The sequence below is a fragment of the Conexibacter sp. SYSU D00693 genome (assembly GCF_017084525.1).
Lineage (GTDB): Bacteria > Actinomycetota > Thermoleophilia > Solirubrobacterales > Solirubrobacteraceae > Baekduia.
In genome coordinates this window covers 391,326-413,394 of sequence record NZ_CP070950.1, presented here as the reverse complement: position 1 = coordinate 413,394, position 22,069 = coordinate 391,326, and the positions used below count along the sequence as shown (strand labels likewise).

Genomic DNA, 22,069 nt, shown 5'->3' with positions numbered 1-22,069 from the left:
CTAGGGTCGGGCCGTGCCGGAGACGCTGCGCCAGCTGACGAGCCTCGACGCCCAGTTCCTGGCGCTGGAGAGCCCGCGCCAGACCGGGCACGTCGGCGGGCTGGCGATCGTCGACCAGACCACCGCGCCGGAGGGGCGCTTCGACGCCGAGACGGTCAAGGCGCTGCTGCGCGAGCGCCTGCCCCTCCTGCCGCCCTTCCGCTGGCGGCTGGCCGAGGTCCCCCTCGGCCTCGACTACCCCTACTGGGTCGACGACACCGACTTCGACCTCGACTTCCACGTGCGCGAGCTGGCGCTGCCGGCGCCCGGCAGCGACGCGCAGCTGGCCGAGCAGGTCGCCCGCATCGCCTCGCGCCCGCTGGACCGCGCCCGCCCCCTGTGGGAGCTCTACGTCATCCACGGCCTCGAGTCGGGCCACACGGCGATGCTCACGAAGATCCACCACGCGGTGATCGACGGCATGAGCGGCGCCGAGATCATGGGGCTGCTCCTCGACCTCTCCGCGGACGGTCGTGAGCTGCCGCCCGCGGCCGCCAACGGCGCGGCGCGCGAGGGGGCGGGCCGGCCGACGGAGCTGGAGATGCTCGGTCGGGGGCTCCTCGGGCTGCCGCGCTACCCGATGCGCCTGCTGCGCGCGCTGCCGACGGCGCTGCCCAACGCCGACGAGGTCCCGGCGATCTTCGGGGCCATCCCGGGCGCCCGGCGCTTCGGCCGCGCTGCCCAGGCGCTGCGGGGCCGGCGGTCGCCCGCGCTCGTCGCGCCGCGCACGACGTTCAACGGCCGCCTCTCCCCGCATCGCCGCTTCGCCTTCGGCCAGCTCGAGCTGGAGGCGGTCAAGGACGCCAAGAACCGCCACGGCTGCACGGTCAACGACGTCGTCGTCTCCATGTGCGCGGGCGCGGTGCGCCGCTGGCTGCTCGAGCACGACGAGCTGCCCGACGAGCCGCTGGTCGCCCAGATCCCCGTGTCGGTGCGCACCGACGAGCAGATCGGGACCTTCGGCAACCGGATCATGCTCATGAGCGCGCCGCTGTTCTGCGACGAGCCGGACCCGGTCGCGCGGCTGCAGCTCACCCACGACGCGATGGGCGACATGAAGGAGCGCCACAAGGCGCTGCCCGCCGACCTGCTGCAGGACGCCAACCACTTCATCCCGCCCGCGGTGTTCAGCCGCGCGGCGCGGCTCACGTTCCGCCTGGCCACCAGCGGCGCGACGCGCCCGGCGTGGAACCTCGTGATCTCCAACGTGCCGGGACCGCAGTTCCCCCTGTACTGCGCCGGCGCGCGGCTCGTGGCCAACCACCCCGTGTCGGTCATCACCGACGGGATGGGGCTCAACATCACCGTGATGAGCTACTGCGGGAGGCTCGACTTCGGGATCGTGGCCGACCGCGACCAGATGCCCGACGTCGACCGGCTCATGGCGTGGCTGGGCGAGGAGCTGGACGCGCTCTGAGCCGGTGCGCCTCTAGGGTTCGGACACCATGTCCAAGCGCACCCTCGAGGGCAAGACGATGTTCATCTCCGGCGCGAGCCGGGGGATCGGGTTGGCGATCGCCCTGCGCGCCGCCCGGGACGGCGCGAACATCGCGCTGATCGCCAAGACCGCCGAGCCGCACCCCAAGCTCGAGGGCACGATCCACACCGCCGCCGCCGCGATCGAGGAGGCCGGCGGCCAGGCGCTGCCCATCGTCGGCGACATCCGCGACGAGGGCTCCGTGCAGTCGGCGGTCGACCAGGCCGTCGAGCGCTTCGGCGGCATCGACGTCTGCGTGAACAACGCCAGCGCGATCAACCTCGCGGGCAACCTCGACCTCGAGCCCAAGCGCTTCGACCTCATGCTCGACATCAACTGCCGCGGCGCGTTCGTCGTCACCCGCGCCTGCCTCCCCCACCTGCTCGAGAGCGACAACCCGCACGTCCTGACGCTCTCCCCGCCCATCGACCTGCGGCCCGAGTGGCTGGCGCCGCACACCGGCTACACGATCGCCAAGTACGGCATGACCCTCGTGGGCCTCGGCGTCGCGCAGGAGTTCAAGGAGCAGGGCGTGGCCTCCAACACGCTGTGGCCGCGCACCCTGGTGGCCACCGCGGCGGTGCAGAACCTCCTCGGCGGCGACGCGGCGATGGCCAAGGCGCGCAAGCCCGAGGTCTACTCCGACGCCGCGTACGCGGTCATCACGCGCGACAGCCGCGAGTGCACCGGCAACTCCTTCCTCTGCGAGGACGTCCTGCTCGAGGAGGGCGTCGAGGACCTGTCGGTCTACAACTGCGCCGGCGCCGACGCCGACCTCGCGGTCGACCTCTTCGTCGACCATGTCTGAGGCCGTCCGGCTCGAGCTCCGCGACGGGGTCGCCGACCTCGTCCTCGCCCGCCCGGACGCGATGAACGCGATCGACCCCGAGCTCGCGGCGGCGCTCAAGGCGCGCGCCCAGGAGCTCACGGCGCGCGACGACGTCCGCTGCGTGCTGCTGCGCGCCGAGGGCCGGGCGTTCGGCGCGGGCGGCGACCTGGCGGCGATGGCGGCGGCCGAGGACCCGGGGACGATGGTCCACGCGCTGGCCTCGGACTTCCACGACGCGATCATCGCCCTCGAGGCGCTCGACGCTCCGGTCGTCACCGTCGTCCAGGGCGTGGCGGCGGGCGGCGGCTTCTCGCTGGCGATCGTCGGCGACCTGGTGCTCGCCGCCGAGTCCGCGCGGTTCACCATGGCCTACACGGCCGCGGCGCTGTCGCCCGACGGCGGCTCGTCGTGGACGCTGCCGCGCATCGTCGGCCTGCGCAAGGCCCTCGCCCTGACGCTGCTCAACGAGCGCCTCACGGCCGCGCAGGCGCTCGAGCTCGGCCTGGTGAGCGAGGTCGTGGCCGACGACGCGCTCGAGGCCCGCGCGCGCGAGCTGGCCGCCACGCTGGCCGCCGGCCCGACCGGGGCCTACGGCCGGGCCAAGCGCCTGCTGCGCGCCGGCGCGACCGCCACCTTCGAGGAGCAGCTCGCCCGCGAGGCCGACGACATCGCCACGAGCGCCGCGTCCGACGACGGCCGCGAGGGCATCGCCGCCTTCCTGGCCAAGCGCGCGCCGCGGTTCACGGGACGCTGACCGGCGGAGGGGGCGCGGGATCGCCCTCGCGCGTGGTGATCCCCGCGGCGACCTCGAGGTCCTCGAGCGCGTGCTCGAGGGCGTCGACGAGCGGCCACGGGTCGTCGAGCTGGTCGCGGTCGACCACGATGCCGAAGTCGATGTGGTCGCGGTAGCTCATGCAGGTGATGTTCAGGCCGACGCCGTCGGTGATCACCGACACCGGGAAGTGCGCCTCGAGCCGCGCGCCCGCGCAGTACAGGGGGATCGGCGGGCCCGGGACGTTCGAGATCACGAGGTTGCACGGGCGCAGCCGGCCCAGCGCACCGAGGCGGGTCGTCAGCCGCGTGGCGCGCGCGAAGACGGCCGGCGGCAGGGTCCTCGTGACGTCCTGGAGGATGTCGGCGGGCACCGCCCGGTGGCGGTCCTTGGCGCCGCTCATCGACCGGTGCGCCGCGAGCAGCCGCTCCTCGGCGCCGTCGACGTCTGTCGGCAGCGGGACGAACATCGCCGAGATGCGGTTGCCGTAGGTCCCCATCTGCTCGTCGGTGCGGACGCTGAGCGGCACCATCGCCACCAGCGGCTCCTCCGGCAGCTCGCCGAGGTCGATGAGCAGCTCGCGGACGGCCGACGCGCACATCGCCATCACGACGTCGTTGACCTTCACGCCCATGGCGTTCTTGACCGCCTTGACGCGCTCCAGCGAGATGCTGCGCATCGCGAAGCGCCGGTGCGGCGTGATGCGGTCGTTGAAGCGGGTCTTGGGCGCGCGGGTCGCCTCGGAGTCCAGGAGCTCGAGCTCGGGGGCGCCGGGCAGCGCGCGCCGGAACCGCGTGACCGCGCGGCCGGCCTGCCGGACGCCCGGCAGCGCGCCGGCGGCCGGCAGGTCCTCGAGGTTCGCGGCCGCGCGCGGCAGGGCCCGCAGGGCGCGCACCGGGTGCCTGGGCGCGGCGAGCAGCCCACGGCCGAGCATCTCGAGCTGGCCGGGCTTGGGCTCGCCCCAGCGGTCGGGCTTGGGCGGCAGCTCGCGGCCCTCGGGCTCGAGGTCGAGCAGCGCGCTGAGCACCTCGGCGCCGCTCATGCCGTCCACCGCGGCGTGGTGGATCTTCGTCAGCAGCGCGACGCGGCCGCCCTGCAGGCCGTGGATGACGTAGATCTCCCAGAGCGGACGGGAGCGGTCGAGCGGTCGCGCGCAGATGCGCTGCACGACCTGGGCGAGCTTGCGGTCGTCGCCGGGCGGCGGCACGGCGCTCTCGCGGATGTGGAAGTCCAGGTCGAAGTCCTCGTCCTCCACCCAGTAGGGGTCGTCGAGGCCGAACGGGACCTCGGCGAGCTTCCAGCGGAAGGGCTCGAGCAGGTGCAGGCGCTCGCCGACGAGGTGGCAGACGTCGCCCACCTCCAGCCGCCCGCCCGGGGCGGTCGACGGGTCGTAGACCGCCAGGCCCGACACGTGCCCGTAGGTCGTCGGTCCCTCCATCGCCAGGAACTGCGCATCGAGGCTCGTCAGCTGACGCACGACGGTCTCCTCTCCTCCTCGGTTGACCCTCCGTGGGCGACCTTCCCACAGCGGGGTGCCCGGATGCACGGACCGTCCGGCGTGCGGCAGGATCGCGGCATGAGCGACGCCGTCGACCCCACCGGACAGGACCTCAAGCGCTTCCTCGAGGAGGACCCGGGCGGGCCGGTCGTGATGCTCAACCTCCTGCGCTTCGCGCAGGGCGGGCGGCCGAGCTACGAGGCCTACGCCCGCGACATCCGGCCGTTCCTGGAGCGCGTCGGCGGCGAGGTGCTGCACGTCGGCGACTGCGGACGCTCGCTCGTGGCGCCCGCGTCGCACGAGTGGGACGCCGTGCTCCTGGTGCGCTACCCGTCGCGCCAGGCGTTCTCGCAGATGGTCGCCGACCCCGAGTACCAAGGGATCACGCACCTGCGCACCCAGGCGCTGTCGGCGGCCGTGCTGCAGCCCACCACGCCCTGGTGACGGCCGCCGCGCCGTCCGCCGGCCGCCGTACCCTGCGCCGCCGTGCCCGCCGCGTCGTCGTCCCGCAAGCCGCCCTTCAAGCGCAAGGCCAAGTCCCTGCCGGGGACGATGCCCGAGGCCGCGCTCGGCGAGGTGCTGGTGTGGACCGACGGCGCCTGCCAGGGCAACCCGGGCCCGGGCGGCTGGGCGGCGCTCGTCTGCGAGGACGGCGACGGCGCCCCGGTCGAGCTCAGCGGCGGCCTGGCGCACACCACGAACAACGTCATGGAGATGACGGCGGCGCTGGAGGGCCTGCGCGCGCTGCCCGACGGGTCGCTGGCCTGCGTGGTGACCGACTCGCGGTACCTCCACGACGGGATGACGTCGTGGATGGCCGGCTGGAAGAAGCGCGGCTGGAAGACCGCCGGGGGCGATCCGGTCAAGAACCAGGAGCTGTGGCAGGCGCTCGAGGCCGAGTGCACGCGCCACGCGTCCGTGCGCTGGCACTGGGTGCGCGGCCACGTCGGCAACGAGCTCAACGAGCGCGCGGACGTCCTGGCGGTCGCCGCGGCCGCGCGCGCCGCGGCGGCGTAGCGCGCTCGGACAGCTCGGCGACCGTGTCGCGCAGGGCGACGACCGCGGCGCTGAGCCGGCGCTCGGACGAGCTGGCCAGGTAGGTCCGGAACGCCGGCGGGTCGGCGAGCGCGACGGCGACGACGCGACCGTGGGCCTGGGTGGCGAGGAACGACTCGGGCATGAGCGCGATGGCGAGCCCGTGCTCGACGAACTCGACGACGCTCGCCACGTCGTTGACCTCGTAGGTGACCTTGCGGGTGAGCCCACGGGCGGCGAGCGCCTGCTCGACCGCCATGCGCGTGCCCCAGCCGATGGGCGCCTCGGCGAAGACCTCGTCGACGAGCTCGGCGAGCTCGACCTCCTTGCGGCCGGCCAGCGGGTGGTCGGGGTGGCAGGCCAGCGCCACGGGCTCCGTGGTCAGCGGCAGGAGGTCGAGCCCCGCGGGGCGGCGGTCGGTGAGCGAGACGAAGGCGAGGTCGAGGACGCCCTCGCGGACGTGGCCCGCCATCTCCGTCGAGCCGCCGGTGTGGCCGATGACGACCTCGACGGCCGGGTGGCGCTCGCGGAAGGCCAGCAGGACCTCGGGGACGCTGGCGCCCGGCGACCGGCGCGCCTGCATGACGCCGAGGCGGACGGTGCCACGCAAGCCGCCGCGGACCTGGTCGACCGCGTCGCGCGCCGCCTGCGCGCTCTCGAGCGTGCGGCGGGCCTCCACGAGGAACGCCTCGCCGGCGTCGGTGAGCGAGACGGGCTGCGTGCTGCGGTCCACGAGCGCGGCGCCGAGCTCGGCCTCGAGGCCCCGCAGCGTCGCGGAGACCGCCGACTGCACGACGTGCAGGCGGTCGGCGGCGCGCGTGAAGGACCGCTCCTCGGCGACGGCGACGAACGCGGTCAGGTGGCGCAGCTCCATCGCCCGGAGGCTATCTCTCTCGGAGATGACGACCATCGAGACTCTGCGTTGTGCGCGATGACGTCGCGCGGGACGCTGTCCTCGTGCCTGAGCTCCGCCACCGTCACGGCTTCTGGGCCGTCGCCTTCGCCTTCCTCGTGGTCATGGCGTACTCCGCGGTCCCGACTCCGCTGTACGCGATCTACGCCGCGCGCGACGGCTTCGGCTCGCTGACGGTCACGATCGTCTTCGCCGCCTACGCGGCGGGCGTCCTGGCCTCGCTCTTCCTCGTCGGCCACCTCTCCGACGTCCACGGCCGGCGCCGGCTGCTGGCCCCCGCCCTGCTGGTCAGCGCGGCGAGCGCCGTCGTCTTCCTCGTCTGGCGCGACGTCCCCGGGCTCCTCGTCGCGCGGGCCGTCAGCGGCCTGGGCGTCGGCGCCGTCACGGCGACGGCGACCGCCTGGTTGGCCGAGCTGCACCGCGCGGCGCGGCCCGACGCGCCGCCGCGGCGCGCCGAGGTCGTCGCGATCGCCGCCAACCTCGGCGGCATCGGCCTCGGCCCGCTCGTGTCGGGCGTGCTGGCCCAGTGGGTCACCTCGCCGCTGACGGTCCCGTACCTCGTGTTCCTGGCCCTGCTGCTGCTCGCCGTGGCGCTGGTCTGGCGCACGCCCGAGACGCGCACGGCCCACGCGGCGCGCCCGGCCTACCGGCCGCAGCGCGTCGTCGTCCCGGCCGCCGCCCGTCCCGCGTTCTTCGGCGCCAGCGGCGGGGCGCTGCTCGGCTTCGCCGCCTTCGGCCTCTTCACGTCGCTCGCGCCGACGTTCCTGGCCGGCGAGCTCGGCCATCCGTCCCGCGCGCTCGCGGGCCTCGCGGCGTTCGTGGTCTTCGCCGCCTCGGCGGCCTCCCAGGTCGTCCTCGCCTCGCGCGGCGAGCGCGACCTCGTCGCCATGGGCGGCGGCGCGATGGTCCTCGGGGCGGCCGCGCTCGTCCTCGCGCTGTGGCTGCCCTCGCCCAGCCTCGCGCTGTTCCTGGCCGGCGGCGTGGTCCTCGGCGGCGGTGCCGGCAGCCTGTTCAAGGGGGCGGTCATCACCGTGGCGAAGATCGCCGACGACGACCATCGCGCCGAGGCGCTCGCGGGCCTCTTCCTGGCGGGCTACCTCGGGCTCGTCGTCCCCGTCGTCGGCCTCGGCCTGCTGACCCAGGAGCTCGAGCCGCGCGTCGCCCTGCTCGTCTTCGCCGGGATCCTCGTCGCCGGCGTCCTGGCCAGCGTCCGCCCGCTGCTCACGAGGGCGGCGGCGCCGGCCCCGGCGCCGCTGGCCGCCTAGAGCACGCCGATCAGCGCGAGCAGCACGAGCGTCACCACGAGGGAGACGACGAGCGACCCGAAGCAGCCGAGGCGGTTGCTGAAGAAGAGGAACACGAACGCCGACGTGCCCAGCACCTCATGTGCTGACGCCCCTGGCATCCGCCATCCGTCCACCGGGCATCCGGTGTGTGACCAAGCGCTCGGAGCGCGATCCCAACCGGACTAGCGTCCGCCTGGCCCATGCCCTCCTCCCTCTCCGCACGACTGTCGCTCTTCGGTGCCGTCATCCGGCTCCCGGCACAGCTCGTCCTCTTCCTCGCCCACTTCCCCCTCACCACGATCGCCGGCACCCGCACCACCGGGTTCGTCGTGACCGAGAGCGAGGACGGCCTCGGCTACGTGCTGGCTCGCGACCCGCTGCTCGACGTGATGGACGCCGACGCCTGGCGCGAGCTCGAGCGCCGGGCCGTCGAGGGCGAGCCGGCCCTCTAGCGCCGTTCGTCGCACCGGGCTGCAGGGCCCTGCGCGCAGCGTCAAGACTGCGCCATGGGGTCAGGGGTCCGTCGTGCGGTCATCGCCGTCGCCGCGCTCGCCGTCGGCGGGTCGCTGCCGGCAGCGGCACAGGCACAGCAGCAGGTCGCAGCGACCGTCGTCCGGGCGCTGGACGGGGACACCGTCGAGGTGCGGGGAGCGGACAGCCGGACGGCGACGGTCCGCCTCATCGGCGTCGACGCGCCCGAGATCGAGCGCGACGACGCTGCCGGCGAGTGCGGCGCGCGCCAGGCCGCGGCGGTCGTCGCCAGCTTCACCGGCCAGCAGGTCACGCTCACGACGGAGCCCTCCCAGGGCCTCGTCGACAGCGCCGGGCGGGTCCTGGCCTACGCGGACACCGTCGCGGGCGCCGACATCGGCCTCGCGGTCATCGCCAGCGGCTACGGCGAGGTCTTCCTCGGCGCGCCGACGCCGTTCGCGCGGGTCACCAGCTACCAGCAGGCCGAGACGGCGGCGCGCGCCGCCGTGACGGGCGTGTGGCGCGACTGCGCGGGCGACTTCCACAGGCCCCTGCCCTCCGAGGCGACGACCCCGGCGCCCGACGACGCCGACGACGTCTCACCGGCCGACGAGGCGGAGCGCGTCGTCCGCCGCTTCTACTTCCTGCTCAACGAGCGACGCCATCGCAGCGCCTGGCGGTTGCTGTCGGCGAGCGTCCGGCGCCGGCTCGGGCCCTACGACGCCTGGCGCTCCGGGTTCCGGCGCTCGCTCGGGACGAAGGTGAACCGCGCGAGCGTGCGGATGGTCTCCGGGCGGGCGGTCGTCCGGGTGGCGATCCGCTCGCGCGACCGCGACGCCTGCTCGGGCGACGTCGTGCGGCAGTTCTTCCGCGTGCGGTGGGTGCTCGCCCGACGGGGTGGGACGTGGGTCGCGACCGGCGTGACGGCGCGCAAGGTCGGCGGCGGCCGCGTGCGGCTGAGCAGGAGCGCGTGCCCGAGGCCCAAGCCAACGGATGCGCCGTCTCCACCGCCCGATCCACCCCGACCGCCGCGGACCGGCTGCCACCCCTCCTACTCACCCTGCGTGCCGACGGGACGCGACTACGACTGCGGCGAGCTCGGCGGCCCGTACACCGTCACCGGCCCGGACGAGTACCGCCTCGACGCCGACGGCGACGGCGTGGGCTGCGAGTAGGAGCTCCGAGGCCTCGACGGGCGCGGGCCGGCGTGACACGATCGGCCGCCATGCCGCCCATCTCCCGTGGCTTCCGCGGGCGCCCGCGCCGGGAGGTCGACCCCGCGCGCGTCCCGCCCGGCCAGTACGTCGTCGACGACTTCCCCGTGCTGTCGGCCGGGCCGACCCCGCGCACGCCGCTCGAGCAGTGGTCCTTCACCGTGCAGGGCGCGGTCGACGCGGCGCGGACGTGGTCGTGGGACGAGCTGCTGGCGCTGCCCCAGGAGACGTTCACGGTCGACATCCACTGCGTCACGAAGTGGTCGAAGCTCGGGACGACGTGGACCGGCGTCTCGCTCGACACGCTGCTCGAGGGCGTCGAGACCGAGGCGGAGTTCGTCAGCGCGTGGTGCGACGGCGACTACACCACGAACCTGCCGCTCGAGGACCTGGTCGACGGCAAGGCCTGGATCGCGCACACCTTCGAGGGCGAGCCGCTGGACCCCGAGCACGGCGGGCCGGCGCGGCTCGTCGTGCCCCACCTCTACTTCTGGAAGAGCGCGAAGTGGGTCCGCGGCATCACGCTGACCATCGACGACGAGCCGGGCTTCTGGGAGCTCGCCGGCTACCACAACCACGGCGACCCGTGGCGGGAGCAGCGGTACTGGAGCGACTGAGGGTGGCGACGCTCGAACGGCGCGCCCCGGTCCTCTGGCGGATCGCGACGGTCACCGGCGTGGTCCCCGAGACCGCGGCAGCGCGGACGCTGGAGCTCGACGTCGACGACTGGCCGGGCCACCGCGCCGGCCAGCACGTCGACGTGCGGCTGACCGCCGAGGACGGCTACCAGGCCCAGCGGTCGTACTCGATCGCCTCGGCGCCGGAGGACGGGGTCCTGCGGATCACCGTCGAGCGCCTGGAGGACGGCGAGGTGTCGCCGTACCTCGTCGACGAGGTGCTCGAGGGCGACCAGCTCGAGGTCCGCGGGCCGATCGGCGGGCACTTCACCTGGCGCGCCGAGCAGGGCGGGCCGCTGCTGCTCGTGGCCGGCGGCTCGGGGCTCGTGCCGCTGATGGCGATGCTGCGCCACCACGCCGCGCAGGGCAGCGAGGCGGAGGTCCACCTCGTGCTGTCGGCGCGGGGCGCGGGCGACGTCCTCTACGCGACCGAGCTCGACGACCTGGTCTCGCGCTCGCCGTCCGTGCGGCTGCACCAGACCTTCACGCGCAGCGCGCCCGCCGGCTGGACGGGCGCGACCGGCCGCGTGGACGCCGCCCTCCTGCGCGCCGCGGGGCCGCCGGCGTCCGCGGCGCCACGTGTCTTCGTCTGTGGCCCCACCGGGTTCGTCGAGCACGTCGCCGACCTGCTCGTGGAGCTCGGCCACGCACCGTCTGCCATCCACGCCGAGCGCTTCGGCCCGACCGGGAGCTGACCTGACATGACCGCTGAGACCTGGCTCGACGGCAACGCGCTCGGTGGCGTGCTGAGCGAGCTGCTGGGCGGCGACATGACCTCGATGCTGCGCCGCTGCGACGGCTGCGGCGAGGTCGCCGCCATCGGCGCGCACCGGCTGTACGAGGGCGCGGGCTTCGTCCTGCGCTGTCCCGGCTGCGGCGACGTCGCGCTGCGGGTGGTCGTCGCCGGCGAGCACCGCGTCGTCCACCTGGAGGGCAGCTGGGTCGTCGAGGCGCCGCGGACGCCGGTCTAGCCGTCCTCGAGCACGACGAGCTCCATGAACAGGGTGTCGCGCCAGCGGCCGTCGAGGTCGCGCCAGTAGGCGCGCATCACGCCGACGTCGCGGAAGCCGACGCCGCGGTAGCAGGCGATGGCGGGCGCGTTGTCCACGGCCGGGTCGATGGTGATGCGGTGGTGGCCGCGGTCGTCGACGAGGTGGCCGATCACGGTGCGCAGCGCGTCGCTGCCGAGGCCCCGGCGGTGGTGACCGGGGTCGAGGAAGAGGTCGATCGTGGCGTGCTTGCAGTCCGCGTCGCGCTCCTCGTAGAACTGCAGGTAGCCGACGAGCTGCCCGTCGGCCTCCATGGCCAGCAGCGTGTCGGCGTCGTCGTCGGTCTCGAGGAAGTCGTCCTTGGGCAGGCCCCACCACGCCGCGACCTCGGGCGCCGCGTGCATCGCCCGCAGTGCCGGCCCGTCCTCGGGACGGACGTCGCGCAGGACCACCTTCTCGCCACGGAGCTCGGGCATGGTGTGGCTGACCGTAGTCGTCCCTGATACCCCATAGGGGTATGCTGGTCGCCATGGACCACCACGAGCACCATGACCTGCCCGACGGCGGCCGCGCGCTGACCGGTGTGGCGCTGAGCGCGACGCTGCACTGCCTCACCGGCTGCGCCATCGGGGAGGTCCTGGGGATGGTCATCGGGACCGCCGCCGGCTTCTCGGAGCTGGGCACGGTCGCCATCTCCGTGACGCTGGCGTTCTTCTTCGGCTACCTGCTGACCAGCATCCCGTTGCTGCGCGGCGGGCTCGCGCTCGCGGCGGTCGTCCCGATCGCCCTCGCGTCCGACACGCTGAGCATCGCCACGATGGAGGTCGTCGACAACCTCGTGATGGTCGCCGTCCCGGGGGCGATGGAGGCGGGGCTGGGCGACGTCCTGTTCTGGGGCAGCCTGTCCTTCGCCCTCGCGGTGGCGGGCGCCGTGGCGATCCCGGTCAACCGGTGGCTCATCGCGCGCGGCAAGGGCCACGCCGTCGTGCACCGGACGGGCATCCACGGCGGGCCGTCGCCGCGCGTCGTCGGCGCCCTCGCGGCGGTCGCCCTCGCCTTCGGCACCGCCGTCCTGGTGGCCGAGGCACTCGACGGCGACGAGCCGGCGCACGGCGGCGAGCACGCCGCACGGGTGACGGGTGCCTGGCACCCGCCATCGGTCCCGGCCTCGTAGGCTCGGGCGGGTGGCCCGCCTGCTCCGCCTCGCCGCCTCCTTCCTGCTGCTCTGGGGGCTGCTCGAGGCGGGCCAGGCGCTGGCATCGATCCTCCCGGTCACGCTGCCCGGCAGCGTCGTCGGGATGGTCCTGCTCCTCGCGCTGCTCGAGCTCGGCGTCGTGCGCCTGGCCTGGGTCGAGCCGTCGGGCGACCTCCTGCTCGCCTGGCTGGGCCTGCTGTTCGTCCCGGCCGGCCTGGGCGTGCTCGACGTCGAGGGCAGCGTCGGCGAGTGGCTCGGCCTCGGGTCGATCATCCTCGTGGGCGGCCTGGTGACGATCGGGCTCGTCGGGGTGCTGGTGCAGCGCGGCGTCGTGCGGGACCTCGAACGTGGCTGAGGAGCTCCTCTGGCTCCCGGTCACCGCGCTGGCCTACGTCGGCGCGCTGCGCCTGCGCGACCGCGTCCACTCGCCCCTGACCAACCCGACGCTCGTCGCGCTGCTGGTCCTCGGCGTCGTGGTGGTGGCGGCCGGCGTCGACTACGACGACTACCACGACGGGACCGAGGCGCTGACGTGGCTGCTCGGGCCCGCGGTCGTCGCGCTCGCCGTGCCGGTGCACCGCGAGCGCGCGCTCATCCTGCGCCATGCCCGGGCGATCGGCGGCGGCGTGGTCGCCGGCGCGGTCGCCGCGGCGGCGCTCGGCTGGCTCGCGTCGCGGGTGATGTCGCTGCCCGAGGCGTGGTCGCTGGCGGCGACGTCGCGCTCGGCCACGAGCCCCATGTCGATCGCCATCGCCGAGGAGCTGCCGGGCGGCTCCCCCGCGCTCAGCGCCGCCACGAGCATCATCGCCGGCATCGCGGGCGGGACCTTCGGGCCGTCGCTGCTCGACGCCCTCGGCGTGCGCCATCCCGTCGCCCGCGGCCTGGCGCACGGCGTGGCGGCGCACGGGGTCGGGACCGCGCGGATGCTCGAGGAGGGCGAGGCGCAGGGCGCGGCGTCCACGGTGGGCATGGGGCTCGGCGGCCTGGCGGTCGCCCTCGTCCTGCCCTCGCTCTGGGGTGGGTGACCACCTGGTCACCTTCGTGCTCCACCCTGCCATGATGTGCGGGCCATGGAGCACGAGCACTTCGACGTCCTGATCGTCGGCGCCGGCCTCTCGGGCATCGGCGCCGCGTGCCACCTGCGCGAGAAGTGCCCCGGCAGGACGTTCGCGATCCTCGAGTCGCGCGACGCCATCGGCGGCACGTGGGACCTGTTCCGCTACCCCGGCATCCGGTCGGACTCGGACATGTTCACCCTCGGCTACAGCTTCAAGCCGTGGGCGGCGGCGAAGGCGATCGCCGACGGGCCGTCGATCCTCGAGTACGTGCGCGAGACGGCGCGCGAGCACGGGATCGAGGACACGATCCGCTTCGGCCACAAGGTCCTGGGGGCCTCCTGGTCGACGGCCGACTCGCGCTGGACGCTCGACGTCGAGCGCGACGGCGAGGTCGTCCACCTCACGTGCGGGTTCCTGCTGGGCGCGACCGGCTACTACCGCTACGACGAGGGCTTCACGCCGCAGTTCCCGGGCGTCGAGCGCTTCGCCGGGACGCTCGTGCATCCGCAGCACTGGCCCGAGGACCTCGAGTGGGCGGGCAAGCGCGTGGTGGTCATCGGCAGCGGCGCGACGGCGGTCACGCTCGTGCCGGCCATGGCCGAGCGGGCGGCGCACGTGACGATGCTCCAGCGCTCGCCGTCCTACGTCTTCACCCTGCCGGCGCGCGACCCGATCGCCGACGCGCTGCGCAAGCGCCTGCCGCAGAAGACCGCCTACTCGGTCGTGCGGTGGAAGAACGTGCTGGCGCAGACGGCGTTCTTCAACCTCAGCCGGGCGGCGCCGGGGCTCGTGCGGCGGCTCATCCGGGCGGGCGTCGCGCGCCAGCTGCCCAAGGGCTACGAGGTCGACAAGCACTTCAAGCCCGCGTACGACCCGTGGGACCAGCGCATGTGCCTGGTCCCCGACGGCGACCTGTTCAAGGCGCTGCGCGACGGGTCGGCCTCCGTGGTCACGGACACGATCGAGACCTTCACCGAGACGGGGCTGCGGCTGACCTCGGGCCAGGAGCTCGAGGCCGACGTGGTGGTGACGGCGACGGGCCTGAACCTCGTCGCGCTCGGTGGGATGCAGCTCGAGGTGGACGGGCGCGCCGTGCCGGTCAACGAGACCGTCGGCTACAAGGGCCTCATGTTCACCGGCCTGCCCAACCTGGCGGCGGTGATCGGCTACACGAACGCGTCGTGGACGCTCAAGGCCGACCTGACCGCCGACTACGTCTGCCGGCTGCTCAACCACATGCAGGCCCACGGCTACCGCGAGGTCCGGCCGCTGGCCCCGGACGACGGCCAGCCGCTGCAGCCGTTCATCGACCTCGCCTCGGGCTACGTCCTGCGCTCCCTCGACCAGTTCCCCAAGCAGGGCGCGCGGGCGCCGTGGCGCCTGCACCAGAACTACGCGCGCGACATCCGGATGCTGCGCCACGGGCCGATCGAGGACGAGGGCCTGCGGTTCTCGCGGGGTGGCGGCGCGGCGGGCGGCGCCGACGCGCCGGACGAGCGCGCGGAGCCGGTCGCGGTCTAGGCGCCTCCGGCCTCGGCCACCCGGAAAGTGCCAGGCACATTCCGTGCGCGCGCGTGGAAGGTGCCTGGCACCTTTCATCCGCTCGTCCTTGCGCGACCGGGGCTCAAGGCGCGGCTCGGGCGACGCGGACGCCGCCCTCCCCCACCCACGCCAGCAGGGTCGTCGAGCCACCCGCCGCCGCCAGGACCGGCGCCCGCACCGCGGCGGCGTCGATCCGCTGCGGCGCGCCGAACGCCCCGGCGGGCGTCGAGCGCGCGGCGTACAGCCCCGGCTCGCCGGTCTGGCCGCTCAGGACGCTCGCGCCCCACGCGACGGTCGCGACCCCGCGGTCGTCGACCGCGGCGCTGGCGCCCGGAGCGGCGACGAAGCCCGGCGTGCCCAGCGCCTGGACCGCGCCGAAGGGCCGGCCCGGCGCCGGGCGGAAGACCGCGGAGACCGTGGCCGTCAGGTCGTCGGTCTGGCGGTCGAAGGCCAGGACGGCTGCGCCGGTGGCGCCGCGGTCGAGGCTGAGCGTCGACGCATCGGCCACACCCGCGACCTGCTGGGGGCGCGAGAACGCGGTGTTCGCCGTGCGCGTGGACCAGGTGGGCGTGCCCCGCGGCGCCTGGACGTCCGCCCCGCCCTCGCTCGGCGTGCGCCAGGCGGCGATCGCCTCGCCGTCGGCGCCGACGTCCAGGCGCACGTCCTGGGCCTGCGCCGTCGTGATCGACATCGGCTTCGTGAACTCGCCGACCCGGCGGGCGGCGGTGCGCACGCCGCGGGTCGTCACGCTGTAGGGCGTCCAGACGGCGATCGTCTTGCCGGAGCGGTCGGTGCCGATCCGCGGGTCGTTGCCGAACTCGCCGAGCGTGTGGGTCCGGCCGAGCTTGCCGCCGGTGGTGATCCGCCACTGCAGGCGGTTGCCCCTGCGCGACGAGCCGCGCCACAGGACGGTGATCCGCCCGGTGGCGGGCTGGATCGCCACGGCGGGCTGCGGCTTCAGGCGCGAACGCCCGACCGCGATCGGCTGGCCCCAGCGGCCGTCGGTCGCGACGCGCAGGTACGCCGTGTGGCCGGCGCCCCAGACCACCGCGGCGACCCGGCCCTCGGCGGCGACGACCGGCTGGGAGGTGATGACGCCCGGCGCGCTCAGGCTGCGCCCGACGCGCGGGACGTCCCCCGGCGAGCCGAACGCGGCGACCGGGAAGCGCACGTTCGCCGTGTCGCCGCTGCCGGCGAGCACGGAACGGCCCTCGGCGGTGACGGCGAGCGACGAGGTGCCGGCGAGCTGCACCTGCGCGCCGAACCCGCCGACGGCCGTCGGCGCGGAGAACGGCGCCTGCGCAGCGGCGGGAGCGGCCACGGTCAACGCGATGGCGGTGCCGAGGACGACGGAGCGAGAGGTCATGCCTCCGGTCTAGCGCCGTCCTGCGGGGTTCCGGCACACCTGGGTGTCGGATCTCCCCACCTCACCAGCTCGCGCCTGGAGCCGAGCGGCGAGCGGCCCGAGCGCTCCACCGCAGGCCTCGCACACCTCGAGGTCCGGCACCTCGGGGCGGTTGGCCGGGATGAACCACTTCTGCCCGCAGCCGCGGCAGACGTAGCGACGATCGTCCATGCCCCTTGAGGATCGACGACGGCGAGGCCTCGCACGTCCGCACTTCTTCCGGATCTTGCCCGCGGCCGCGTGAGAGCTTCGTGAGACACCCTGCCGCATCTCACGCGTCAGGGCATGAAGCACGCGATGCCTCGACTGCGCACCGTCCTGTCCACCGCCGCCCTTGCCACCGCGGCCGCCGTCTCCACCGCTCCCGCCGCCCACGCCGCGGCGAACCCGTACACGCCCAAGGGCGTCTGCGGCAGCAGCTACCGCGTCCTGCAGCAGCACGACCTCAAGGGCCCGAAGGGCGGCGTGCTCGGCACGGTCTACCTCATGTGGAGCGGCGCCACGAAGAAGAACTGCGCCGTGACGATCAAGCGCCGCTCCGTCGGCATCCCGTCCTGGACCGAGGCCTCCATCGCCAAGAAGGGCGGGAACTACAAGGCCCAGGACGGCTTCTTCAAGTACTACGCGGGCCCGCTGTACGTCCACGCGCCGGGCACGTGCGTGATCTTCGGCGGCCGGATGCGCGACCACCTCGGCAACGGGGACTCCTGGATCACGCCCCGGTTCGGACACTGCGGCTGACGGCTCGCCACGACGAGGGGCGCACGGCCGCCCGCCCCTCGTCAGAGCGCCCGCGCCCAGTGGTGGGCCACCACGCGCCCCGTCCCGCCGAGCGACTCGGCGAGGGCGCGGGACGCGCGGTTGTGCTCGTTGACGAGGTGGTAGATGCCCTCCGTCGCTCCCAGCTCCACCGCGCGACGCAGCACCTGGGCTGCGAGTGCGCGACCGATGCCACGGCCCCGCCCCGCCTCGGTGACGCCGACCATGAAGACGCCCGCGCGCGCCGGTCGGCGCTTGGCGCGCAGGAGGCGCAGGCCGTCGCGCAGCCCCGCACCGCCCGCCGCCGCTTGCAGCTGCGATCCCAGGTCCCCGGTCCCGAGGCACAGGCCGACCGCCCGGCCGTCGAGCTCGGCGATCAGGAACTGCCGCGGGTCGACGAGCGCGAGGAGCGGCCCGAAGACCTCGCGCATGGCGGGCGCCTCGAACGGATGGTGCTCCCACTCGGGCTCGAACGCCTCGTCCAGGACCTCGGCGAGGACCGCCAGCTCGCGCCACCAGGCGGCGCGGCGCACCCGGCGGATCGTGGCGCCCTCCGGCACCGGCACGTCGAAGCGCGACGGGTCGTCGAGGGGGATGCGGTAGGTCAGCCACGGCCATCGGCGCGCGAATCCCGCGGTCTCGAGCGACTCGCGGACCACCGGCGAGCCCCCGGTCCTGGGGAACGCCGGCAGCTCGTCGACCGCCCACTGCGCCTGGGCGTTGAGGAAGTGGTCGTACGGCGCGATCGCCGTCGTGCAGCCCTGCGCCGCCAGCCGCGCGCACGCGTCGTCGAGCAGCGTGACCGCCGACGCGACGTCCGCCGCCCACAGGTGGCCGATCCCGCCGACCGCCTCCCCCAGCTTGGCCTGGTGCTCGGGCCGGACGGTCACGAGGCACCTCGCGCGGTCGCCGAGGACCAGCGCCTCCTCCCAGGAGGCCCGCAGCGCCGACCGCCCTCCCGCCCGCCGCCGCAGCTCCGCCCGCTGCGTCGGGACGTACGGCAGGCCCTCGGCGCGCTCGATGCCCGCCCAGCGGCGCACCTCCTTGCGGCGGCGCGGGTCGACGACCTCGACCTCGGGACTCACACCGCGCGCCGCGGCTCCGGGCGCTCGTCCGGCAGCGCCTCGACCACCGACGGACAGCCACCGCCCTCGCAGCAGGTCTCGACCTTCTGGCGGCAGTCCTGGCACCACCACGCCGAGCGCATCCAGAAGAGCCGGTGCGGCTGTCCGGTCATCGCGCAGAGCACCGTCGCACGGTGTCACGGGCGGCGGACGCCTGAGGCGCTCGCGCGCTCCGTCCAGCCCGCTCGGTCCGGGACCTCGCCGCCGTGCCTCGCGACGGGTGCGCAGCCACATCGCCGCCGACGACAGGACGCCGCACACGACCGCGAGGACCGGCACCGTGATGAGGCTCCAGTTCTCGTTCCCATCGCGGGTGTACGACCCGAGGCCCCAGAACGCCCAGACCTCGACGACCGGGAGGAGCATGGCGCCGAGGACCGCCCACCAGCGGTCCCAGAAGACCCAACCGACCGGCCCGGAGGCGAGCACCGCCAGCACGCGAAGGAGGTCCGTCTCGCCCTCAGGCGAACGGGTCGTCGAACCGCTCGGTGTCCCCGCTCTTGGGCCGCCGCCCGCCGACGCAGATGAGCTCCATGCCGTCAGGCCCGGCCTCGAAGGACCGGCCGACCGCCGGCGCGCACCGCAGGACGTCCCACTGGCGCAGCTCGACGACCTCGCCCTCGAGCCACGCCCGCCCAGAGCCGGCCGCGACGACGTAGACCTCCTCCTGCTCGCGATGGCGGTGGGCGAACGGCATCCGCGCGCCGGGCTCGTAGGTGAAGCGGCTCACGCCCAGCTCCGGCGACCCGAGGGCGTTGCGCGAGAAGCGCCACTGCATCGGGACCTCCGGCGGGCTCACGTCGCGCAGGTCGTCGAAGTTCTTCTTGGTCCAGTCGGCCACGGCGCGACTCTCGCAGCCCGAGGGCAGGACGGCACCCGCGCGCGCCCGGCTCAGTCGTGCCACTCGACGACGACCTCGACGTCCACGCCGTCGAGCGCGTCCGCCGGCGTGTCGGGCCGCTCGTCGGCTTCCGGCTCGCGCGACTCACGCGAGCACGCGCCCCAGCGCGCACGACCTGGGGCCGGTGCGTGGGGTTCCCCATCAGTCGAACGCCACCGCAGCCGTGCTGCCGAACAGGACGAGCGCACCTGCGGAGGCCGCTGCCGCCAGGAGCGGGCGCGGGCCGTGCTCGTCGCGCCACCCGGTCCGTCGGAGGTAGGTGACGAGCCACGTCGCCCACGCGACGAGCCCGAGGAGCCCGAGGACGGACCGCAGGACGTCCAGCACGGTCGGTGGTCCTACCCACCGACCGGTCGGTGACGACTACTTGATCTGGTCGTAGACCTTGAACAGCGGCAGGTACATCGAGATCACGATGAACCCGACCATGCCGCCGACGACCACGATCATCACGGGCTCGAGGATCGAGGTGAGCTGCTTGACCGCGGCGTTGACCTGGTCCTCGTAGAAGTCGGCGATCTTCGTGAGCATGGTGTCCAGGGCGCCGGTCTCCTCGCCCACGCCCACCATGTGGCTGACCATGCCCGGGAAGACCGGGGAGGCCTTGAGCGGGTCGGCGATGGAGCCGCCGTTCTTGACCGACTCCTGGACGGCGCGCATGGCGTCCTCGACGACGCGGTTGCCCGCGGTCTTGGCGGTGATGTCGAGGGCCTGCAGGAGCGGGACGCCAGCGCTGACGAGGGCCGAGAGGGTCCGGGACCAGCGGGCAAGGGCGATCTTCTGGACGATGTCGCCGATCTTCATCGGGACGCGGAGCTTGAACTTGTCCCAGTTCGCGCGGCCCTTGTCGGTGGAGATGTACTTGCGGAAGCCGAAGACCGAGCCGGCGGTCGCGAGGATCATCGCCCACCACCACCCGGTCATCAGCTCGCTGAGCTTCACGGTGAACTTCGTGATGAGCGGGAGGTCGCCGCCGAACTGCTCGAAGACGCCGACGAAGACCGGCACGAGGAACGCCACGAGCGCGATGAGCACGCAGACCGCGAAGCTCAGGACGACGAGCGGGTAGGCCATCGCGGCGCGGACCTGGCGGCGCAGCGCCGCGTCCTTCTCGAGCTGGTCGGCGACGCGCAGCAGCGACTGGTCGAGCATGCCGCCCGTCTCGCCCGAGCGGGTCATGGCGACGAAGAGCGGGTTGAAGACCTTCGGGTGGCGCTCGAGGGCGTCCGACAGCGGAAGGCCGGCCTCGACGTCCTTGCGGACCTCGACGATCGTCTCCTTGAGCAGGTCGTTCTCGGTCTGGGACTCGAGGACGAACAGCGCCCGCAGGATCGTCATGCCCGACGCGACCATCGTCGCGAGCTGGCGGGTGAAGATCGTGAGGTCGTCGGCCTTGACGCGCTGGAAGAGCTTGAGGTTGAGCTCGCGCGACTTGTGCTTGTCGGCGATGTCCAGGACGATCAGGCCGCGCGCCTTGAGCTGGTCGGCGACGACCTGCTTGGAGTCGGCCTCGACCTCGCCCGCGGCCTTCGCCCCGGTGAGGTCCATCGCCTTGAAGACGTAGGTGGCCATGTCGCTCCTCGCTCCTCGTCCCTGGGCTAGGCGGCCTGGAGGCCGCCGTAGCCGCCGCCGGCGGGCATGCCGCCGCTGCCGAGCAGGCGCCGCAGCTCGTCCGGGGTGGACGACCGCGCCTCGGCCGCCTTCTGGCTGATCTTCCCGGCGCGGACGAGGCCGGCCAGTGACGCGTCGAGGGTCTGCATGCCCACGCCGGCGCCGGTCTGCATCGCCGACGGGATCTGGTGGGTCTTGCCCTCGCGGATGAGGTTGCGGACGGCGGGCGTCGGCACGAGCGTCTCGCACGCCACGACGCGCGCGGAGCCGTCGGCGGTCGGGATGAGCGTCTGGGTGAGCACGCCCTGGAGGGCGACCGACAGCTGGACGCGGATCTGGCTCTGCTGGTGGGGCGGGAAGACGTCGATGACGCGGTCGATCGTCGACGGCGCGCTCTGGGTGTGCAGCGTCCCGAAGACGAGGTGGCCGGTCTCGGCGGCGGTCAGCGCGGTCTGGATCGTCTCCAGGTCGCGCATCTCGCCGACCATGATCACGTCGGGGTCCTGGCGCAGCGCGGCCTTGAGGGCGGCGGCGAACGTCGGCGCGTCCGAGCCGAGCTCGCGCTGGTTGACCAGGCACTTCTTGTGGCCGTGGAGGAACTCGATCGGGTCCTCGATGGTGAGGATGTGGTCCTCGCGCGTCTCGTTGATCTCGTCGATCATCGAGGCCAGTGACGTCGACTTGCCCGAGCCGGTCGGGCCCGTCACGAGGACGATCCCGCGCGGCTTCTTGCAGAACTCGTGGGCGACGGGCGGCAGGCCCAGGTCGTCGATCGGGACGATCGTCGACGGGATGAGGCGGAAGGCGGCGGCCAGCGCGCTGCGCTGGAAGTACGCGTTGACGCGGAAGCGGGCGGTGCCGGGGACCGCGTAGGCGAAGTCGAGCTGCCAGTCGGTCTCGAGGCGCTGGCGCTGGTCGTTCGTGAGGATCGAGTAGACGACCTCGCGCGTGTCCGTCGCGTCCAGGACGGGGTAGTCCTCCATCGGCACGAGGCGACCGCGCACCCGGATCATCGGGTGGTTGCCGGCGGTGAGGTGCAGGTCGGAGGCCCGCCGCTCCAGGACGTCGATGAGCAGGTCGGCGAAGTCGAAGCGCACGTCTCTCCCATCGGCACGCCGCGCCTCGGGCTTGCCCGGCACTGGACGTCTGTCCTACCCCGCGCTCGGCGCCGCGCGGCCGGGTCGGCGGGCGGGTGCGCCCTCAGCGCCACCGACCGGGCCGGCCCTCGCGCGCACGGCGGCGCGCACCCGGTAGCCCGCGCGTCCAGGCCACCA

The 22,069-nt window shown here is 74.1% G+C and carries 26 protein-coding genes; 16 read left to right on the top strand and 10 right to left on the bottom strand.

Features of this window, described 5'->3' with window-relative positions; all coding sequences use genetic code 11:
* Positions 1-13 precede the first annotated feature (13 nt).
* From JUB12_RS02095 to JUB12_RS02085, 3 genes are read left to right on the top strand one after another with little or no spacing between them, the layout of a single operon-like run.
* Positions 14-1,456, top strand: coding sequence for a wax ester/triacylglycerol synthase family O-acyltransferase (locus tag JUB12_RS02095; protein WP_205697961.1), 1,443 nt, complete (start codon positions 14-16; stop codon positions 1,454-1,456).
* A 28-nt stretch (positions 1,457-1,484) separates the two neighbouring features.
* On the top strand, positions 1,485-2,324 hold the full coding sequence (locus JUB12_RS02090) for an NAD(P)-dependent oxidoreductase (protein ID WP_205697960.1): 840 nt from the start codon (positions 1,485-1,487) through the stop codon (positions 2,322-2,324).
* The gene (locus tag JUB12_RS02085; RefSeq protein WP_205697959.1) at positions 2,317-3,099 is read left to right on the top strand and encodes an enoyl-CoA hydratase/isomerase family protein; all 783 of its coding nucleotides are present in this window, start codon (positions 2,317-2,319) and stop codon (positions 3,097-3,099) included. Before JUB12_RS02090 ends, JUB12_RS02085 begins: the two co-directional genes overlap by 8 nt.
* On the opposite strand, the gene JUB12_RS02080 is transcribed toward JUB12_RS02085, so the two are convergent.
* Complete coding sequence (locus tag JUB12_RS02080; RefSeq protein WP_205697958.1) at positions 3,086-4,594, bottom strand: wax ester/triacylglycerol synthase family O-acyltransferase; 1,509 nt, start codon at positions 4,592-4,594, stop codon at positions 3,086-3,088. The two genes, JUB12_RS02085 and JUB12_RS02080, sit on opposite strands and share 14 nt — an antisense overlap.
* Before the next feature lie 99 nt (positions 4,595-4,693).
* On the opposite strand from JUB12_RS02080, the gene JUB12_RS02075 reads away from it, so the two are divergent.
* On the top strand, positions 4,694-5,059 hold the full coding sequence (locus JUB12_RS02075) for a DUF1330 domain-containing protein (protein WP_205697957.1): 366 nt from the start codon (positions 4,694-4,696) through the stop codon (positions 5,057-5,059).
* A 108-nt stretch (positions 5,060-5,167) separates the two neighbouring features.
* Positions 5,168-5,632: a ribonuclease HI gene (gene rnhA, locus JUB12_RS02070; RefSeq protein ID WP_205699681.1), complete on the top strand. Its 465-nt coding sequence runs from the start codon at positions 5,168-5,170 to the stop codon at positions 5,630-5,632.
* On the opposite strand, the gene JUB12_RS02065 is transcribed toward rnhA, so the two are convergent.
* Positions 5,574-6,524 carry a LysR family transcriptional regulator gene (locus JUB12_RS02065; protein WP_205697956.1) on the bottom strand — a complete coding sequence of 317 codons (951 nt, stop codon included), beginning with the start codon at positions 6,522-6,524 and terminating at the stop codon, positions 5,574-5,576. The genes rnhA and JUB12_RS02065 overlap by 59 nt on opposite strands.
* Before the next feature lie 83 nt (positions 6,525-6,607).
* Here JUB12_RS02065 and JUB12_RS02060 point away from each other — a divergent pair, with 83 nt between their 5' ends.
* The 6 genes from JUB12_RS02060 to JUB12_RS02035 all read left to right on the top strand — a co-directional run bounded on the left by JUB12_RS02060 (position 6,608) and on the right by JUB12_RS02035 (position 11,182).
* Positions 6,608-7,828 carry an MFS transporter gene (locus JUB12_RS02060; protein WP_205697955.1) on the top strand — a complete coding sequence of 407 codons (1,221 nt, stop codon included), beginning with the start codon at positions 6,608-6,610 and terminating at the stop codon, positions 7,826-7,828.
* Between the two features lie 221 nt (positions 7,829-8,049).
* Positions 8,050-8,301: a hypothetical protein gene (locus JUB12_RS02055; protein WP_205697954.1), complete on the top strand. Its 252-nt coding sequence runs from the start codon at positions 8,050-8,052 to the stop codon at positions 8,299-8,301.
* A gap of 54 nt (positions 8,302-8,355) precedes the next feature.
* Entirely contained in the window at positions 8,356-9,495 is a 1,140-nt protein-coding gene (locus JUB12_RS02050) for a thermonuclease family protein (protein WP_205697953.1), read from the top strand.
* A 50-nt stretch (positions 9,496-9,545) separates the two neighbouring features.
* Complete coding sequence (locus JUB12_RS02045) at positions 9,546-10,151, top strand: sulfite oxidase-like oxidoreductase (RefSeq protein ID WP_205697952.1); 606 nt, start codon at positions 9,546-9,548, stop codon at positions 10,149-10,151.
* Complete coding sequence (locus tag JUB12_RS02040) at positions 10,148-10,906, top strand: ferredoxin reductase (RefSeq protein ID WP_371822315.1); 759 nt, start codon at positions 10,148-10,150, stop codon at positions 10,904-10,906. Before JUB12_RS02045 ends, JUB12_RS02040 begins: the two co-directional genes overlap by 4 nt.
* A gap of 6 nt (positions 10,907-10,912) precedes the next feature.
* Positions 10,913-11,182, top strand: a complete 270-nt coding sequence (locus tag JUB12_RS02035) for a DUF6510 family protein (RefSeq protein WP_205697951.1) — start codon at positions 10,913-10,915, stop codon at positions 11,180-11,182.
* Here JUB12_RS02035 and JUB12_RS02030 read toward each other — a convergent pair.
* On the bottom strand, positions 11,179-11,676 hold the full coding sequence (locus tag JUB12_RS02030) for a GNAT family N-acetyltransferase (RefSeq protein ID WP_205697950.1): 498 nt from the start codon (positions 11,674-11,676) through the stop codon (positions 11,179-11,181). The two genes, JUB12_RS02035 and JUB12_RS02030, sit on opposite strands and share 4 nt — an antisense overlap.
* 53 nt (positions 11,677-11,729) lie before the next feature.
* On the opposite strand from JUB12_RS02030, the gene JUB12_RS02025 reads away from it, so the two are divergent.
* From JUB12_RS02025 to JUB12_RS02010, 4 genes are read left to right on the top strand one after another with little or no spacing between them, the layout of a single operon-like run.
* Positions 11,730-12,374, top strand: a complete 645-nt coding sequence (locus tag JUB12_RS02025) for a DUF4396 domain-containing protein (RefSeq protein ID WP_205697949.1) — start codon at positions 11,730-11,732, stop codon at positions 12,372-12,374.
* Positions 12,375-12,384: 10 nt separating this feature from the next.
* Entirely contained in the window at positions 12,385-12,750 is a 366-nt protein-coding gene (locus tag JUB12_RS02020; protein ID WP_205697948.1) for a CidA/LrgA family protein, read from the top strand.
* Positions 12,743-13,420, top strand: a complete 678-nt coding sequence (locus JUB12_RS02015) for an LrgB family protein (protein ID WP_205697947.1) — start codon at positions 12,743-12,745, stop codon at positions 13,418-13,420. The genes JUB12_RS02020 and JUB12_RS02015 overlap by 8 nt, the downstream gene beginning before the upstream one ends.
* A gap of 45 nt (positions 13,421-13,465) precedes the next feature.
* Positions 13,466-14,974, top strand: a complete 1,509-nt coding sequence (locus JUB12_RS02010; protein WP_205697946.1) for an NAD(P)/FAD-dependent oxidoreductase — start codon at positions 13,466-13,468, stop codon at positions 14,972-14,974.
* A gap of 103 nt (positions 14,975-15,077) precedes the next feature.
* On the opposite strand, the gene JUB12_RS02005 is transcribed toward JUB12_RS02010, so the two are convergent.
* A complete protein-coding gene (locus JUB12_RS02005; protein ID WP_205697945.1) occupies positions 15,078-16,361 on the bottom strand; it encodes a hypothetical protein in 1,284 nt (427 codons plus the stop codon).
* Positions 16,362-16,697: 336 nt separating this feature from the next.
* Between JUB12_RS02005 and JUB12_RS02000 the strand changes: the two genes are divergently transcribed.
* Positions 16,698-17,141: a hypothetical protein gene (locus JUB12_RS02000; protein ID WP_205697944.1), complete on the top strand. Its 444-nt coding sequence runs from the start codon at positions 16,698-16,700 to the stop codon at positions 17,139-17,141.
* Positions 17,142-17,182: 41 nt separating this feature from the next.
* On the opposite strand, the gene JUB12_RS01995 is transcribed toward JUB12_RS02000, so the two are convergent.
* From JUB12_RS01995 to JUB12_RS01970, 6 genes are all read right to left on the bottom strand, one after another.
* Entirely contained in the window at positions 17,183-18,244 is a 1,062-nt protein-coding gene (locus tag JUB12_RS01995) for a GNAT family N-acetyltransferase (protein ID WP_205697943.1), read from the bottom strand.
* Positions 18,241-18,396, bottom strand: coding sequence for a hypothetical protein (locus JUB12_RS01990; RefSeq protein WP_205697942.1), 156 nt, complete (start codon positions 18,394-18,396; stop codon positions 18,241-18,243). Before JUB12_RS01990 ends, JUB12_RS01995 begins: the two co-directional genes overlap by 4 nt.
* A 347-nt stretch (positions 18,397-18,743) precedes the next feature.
* The gene (locus JUB12_RS01985) at positions 18,744-19,124 is read right to left on the bottom strand and encodes a cupin domain-containing protein (RefSeq protein ID WP_205697941.1); all 381 of its coding nucleotides are present in this window, start codon (positions 19,122-19,124) and stop codon (positions 18,744-18,746) included.
* 201 nt (positions 19,125-19,325) lie between these two features.
* Complete coding sequence (locus tag JUB12_RS01980; RefSeq protein WP_205697940.1) at positions 19,326-19,511, bottom strand: hypothetical protein; 186 nt, start codon at positions 19,509-19,511, stop codon at positions 19,326-19,328.
* A 36-nt stretch (positions 19,512-19,547) separates the two neighbouring features.
* The gene (locus JUB12_RS01975) at positions 19,548-20,756 is read right to left on the bottom strand and encodes a type II secretion system F family protein (RefSeq protein ID WP_205697939.1); all 1,209 of its coding nucleotides are present in this window, start codon (positions 20,754-20,756) and stop codon (positions 19,548-19,550) included.
* Between the two features lie 26 nt (positions 20,757-20,782).
* A complete protein-coding gene (locus tag JUB12_RS01970; protein WP_205697938.1) occupies positions 20,783-21,892 on the bottom strand; it encodes a type IV pilus twitching motility protein PilT in 1,110 nt (369 codons plus the stop codon).
* Positions 21,893-22,069 lie beyond the last annotated feature (177 nt).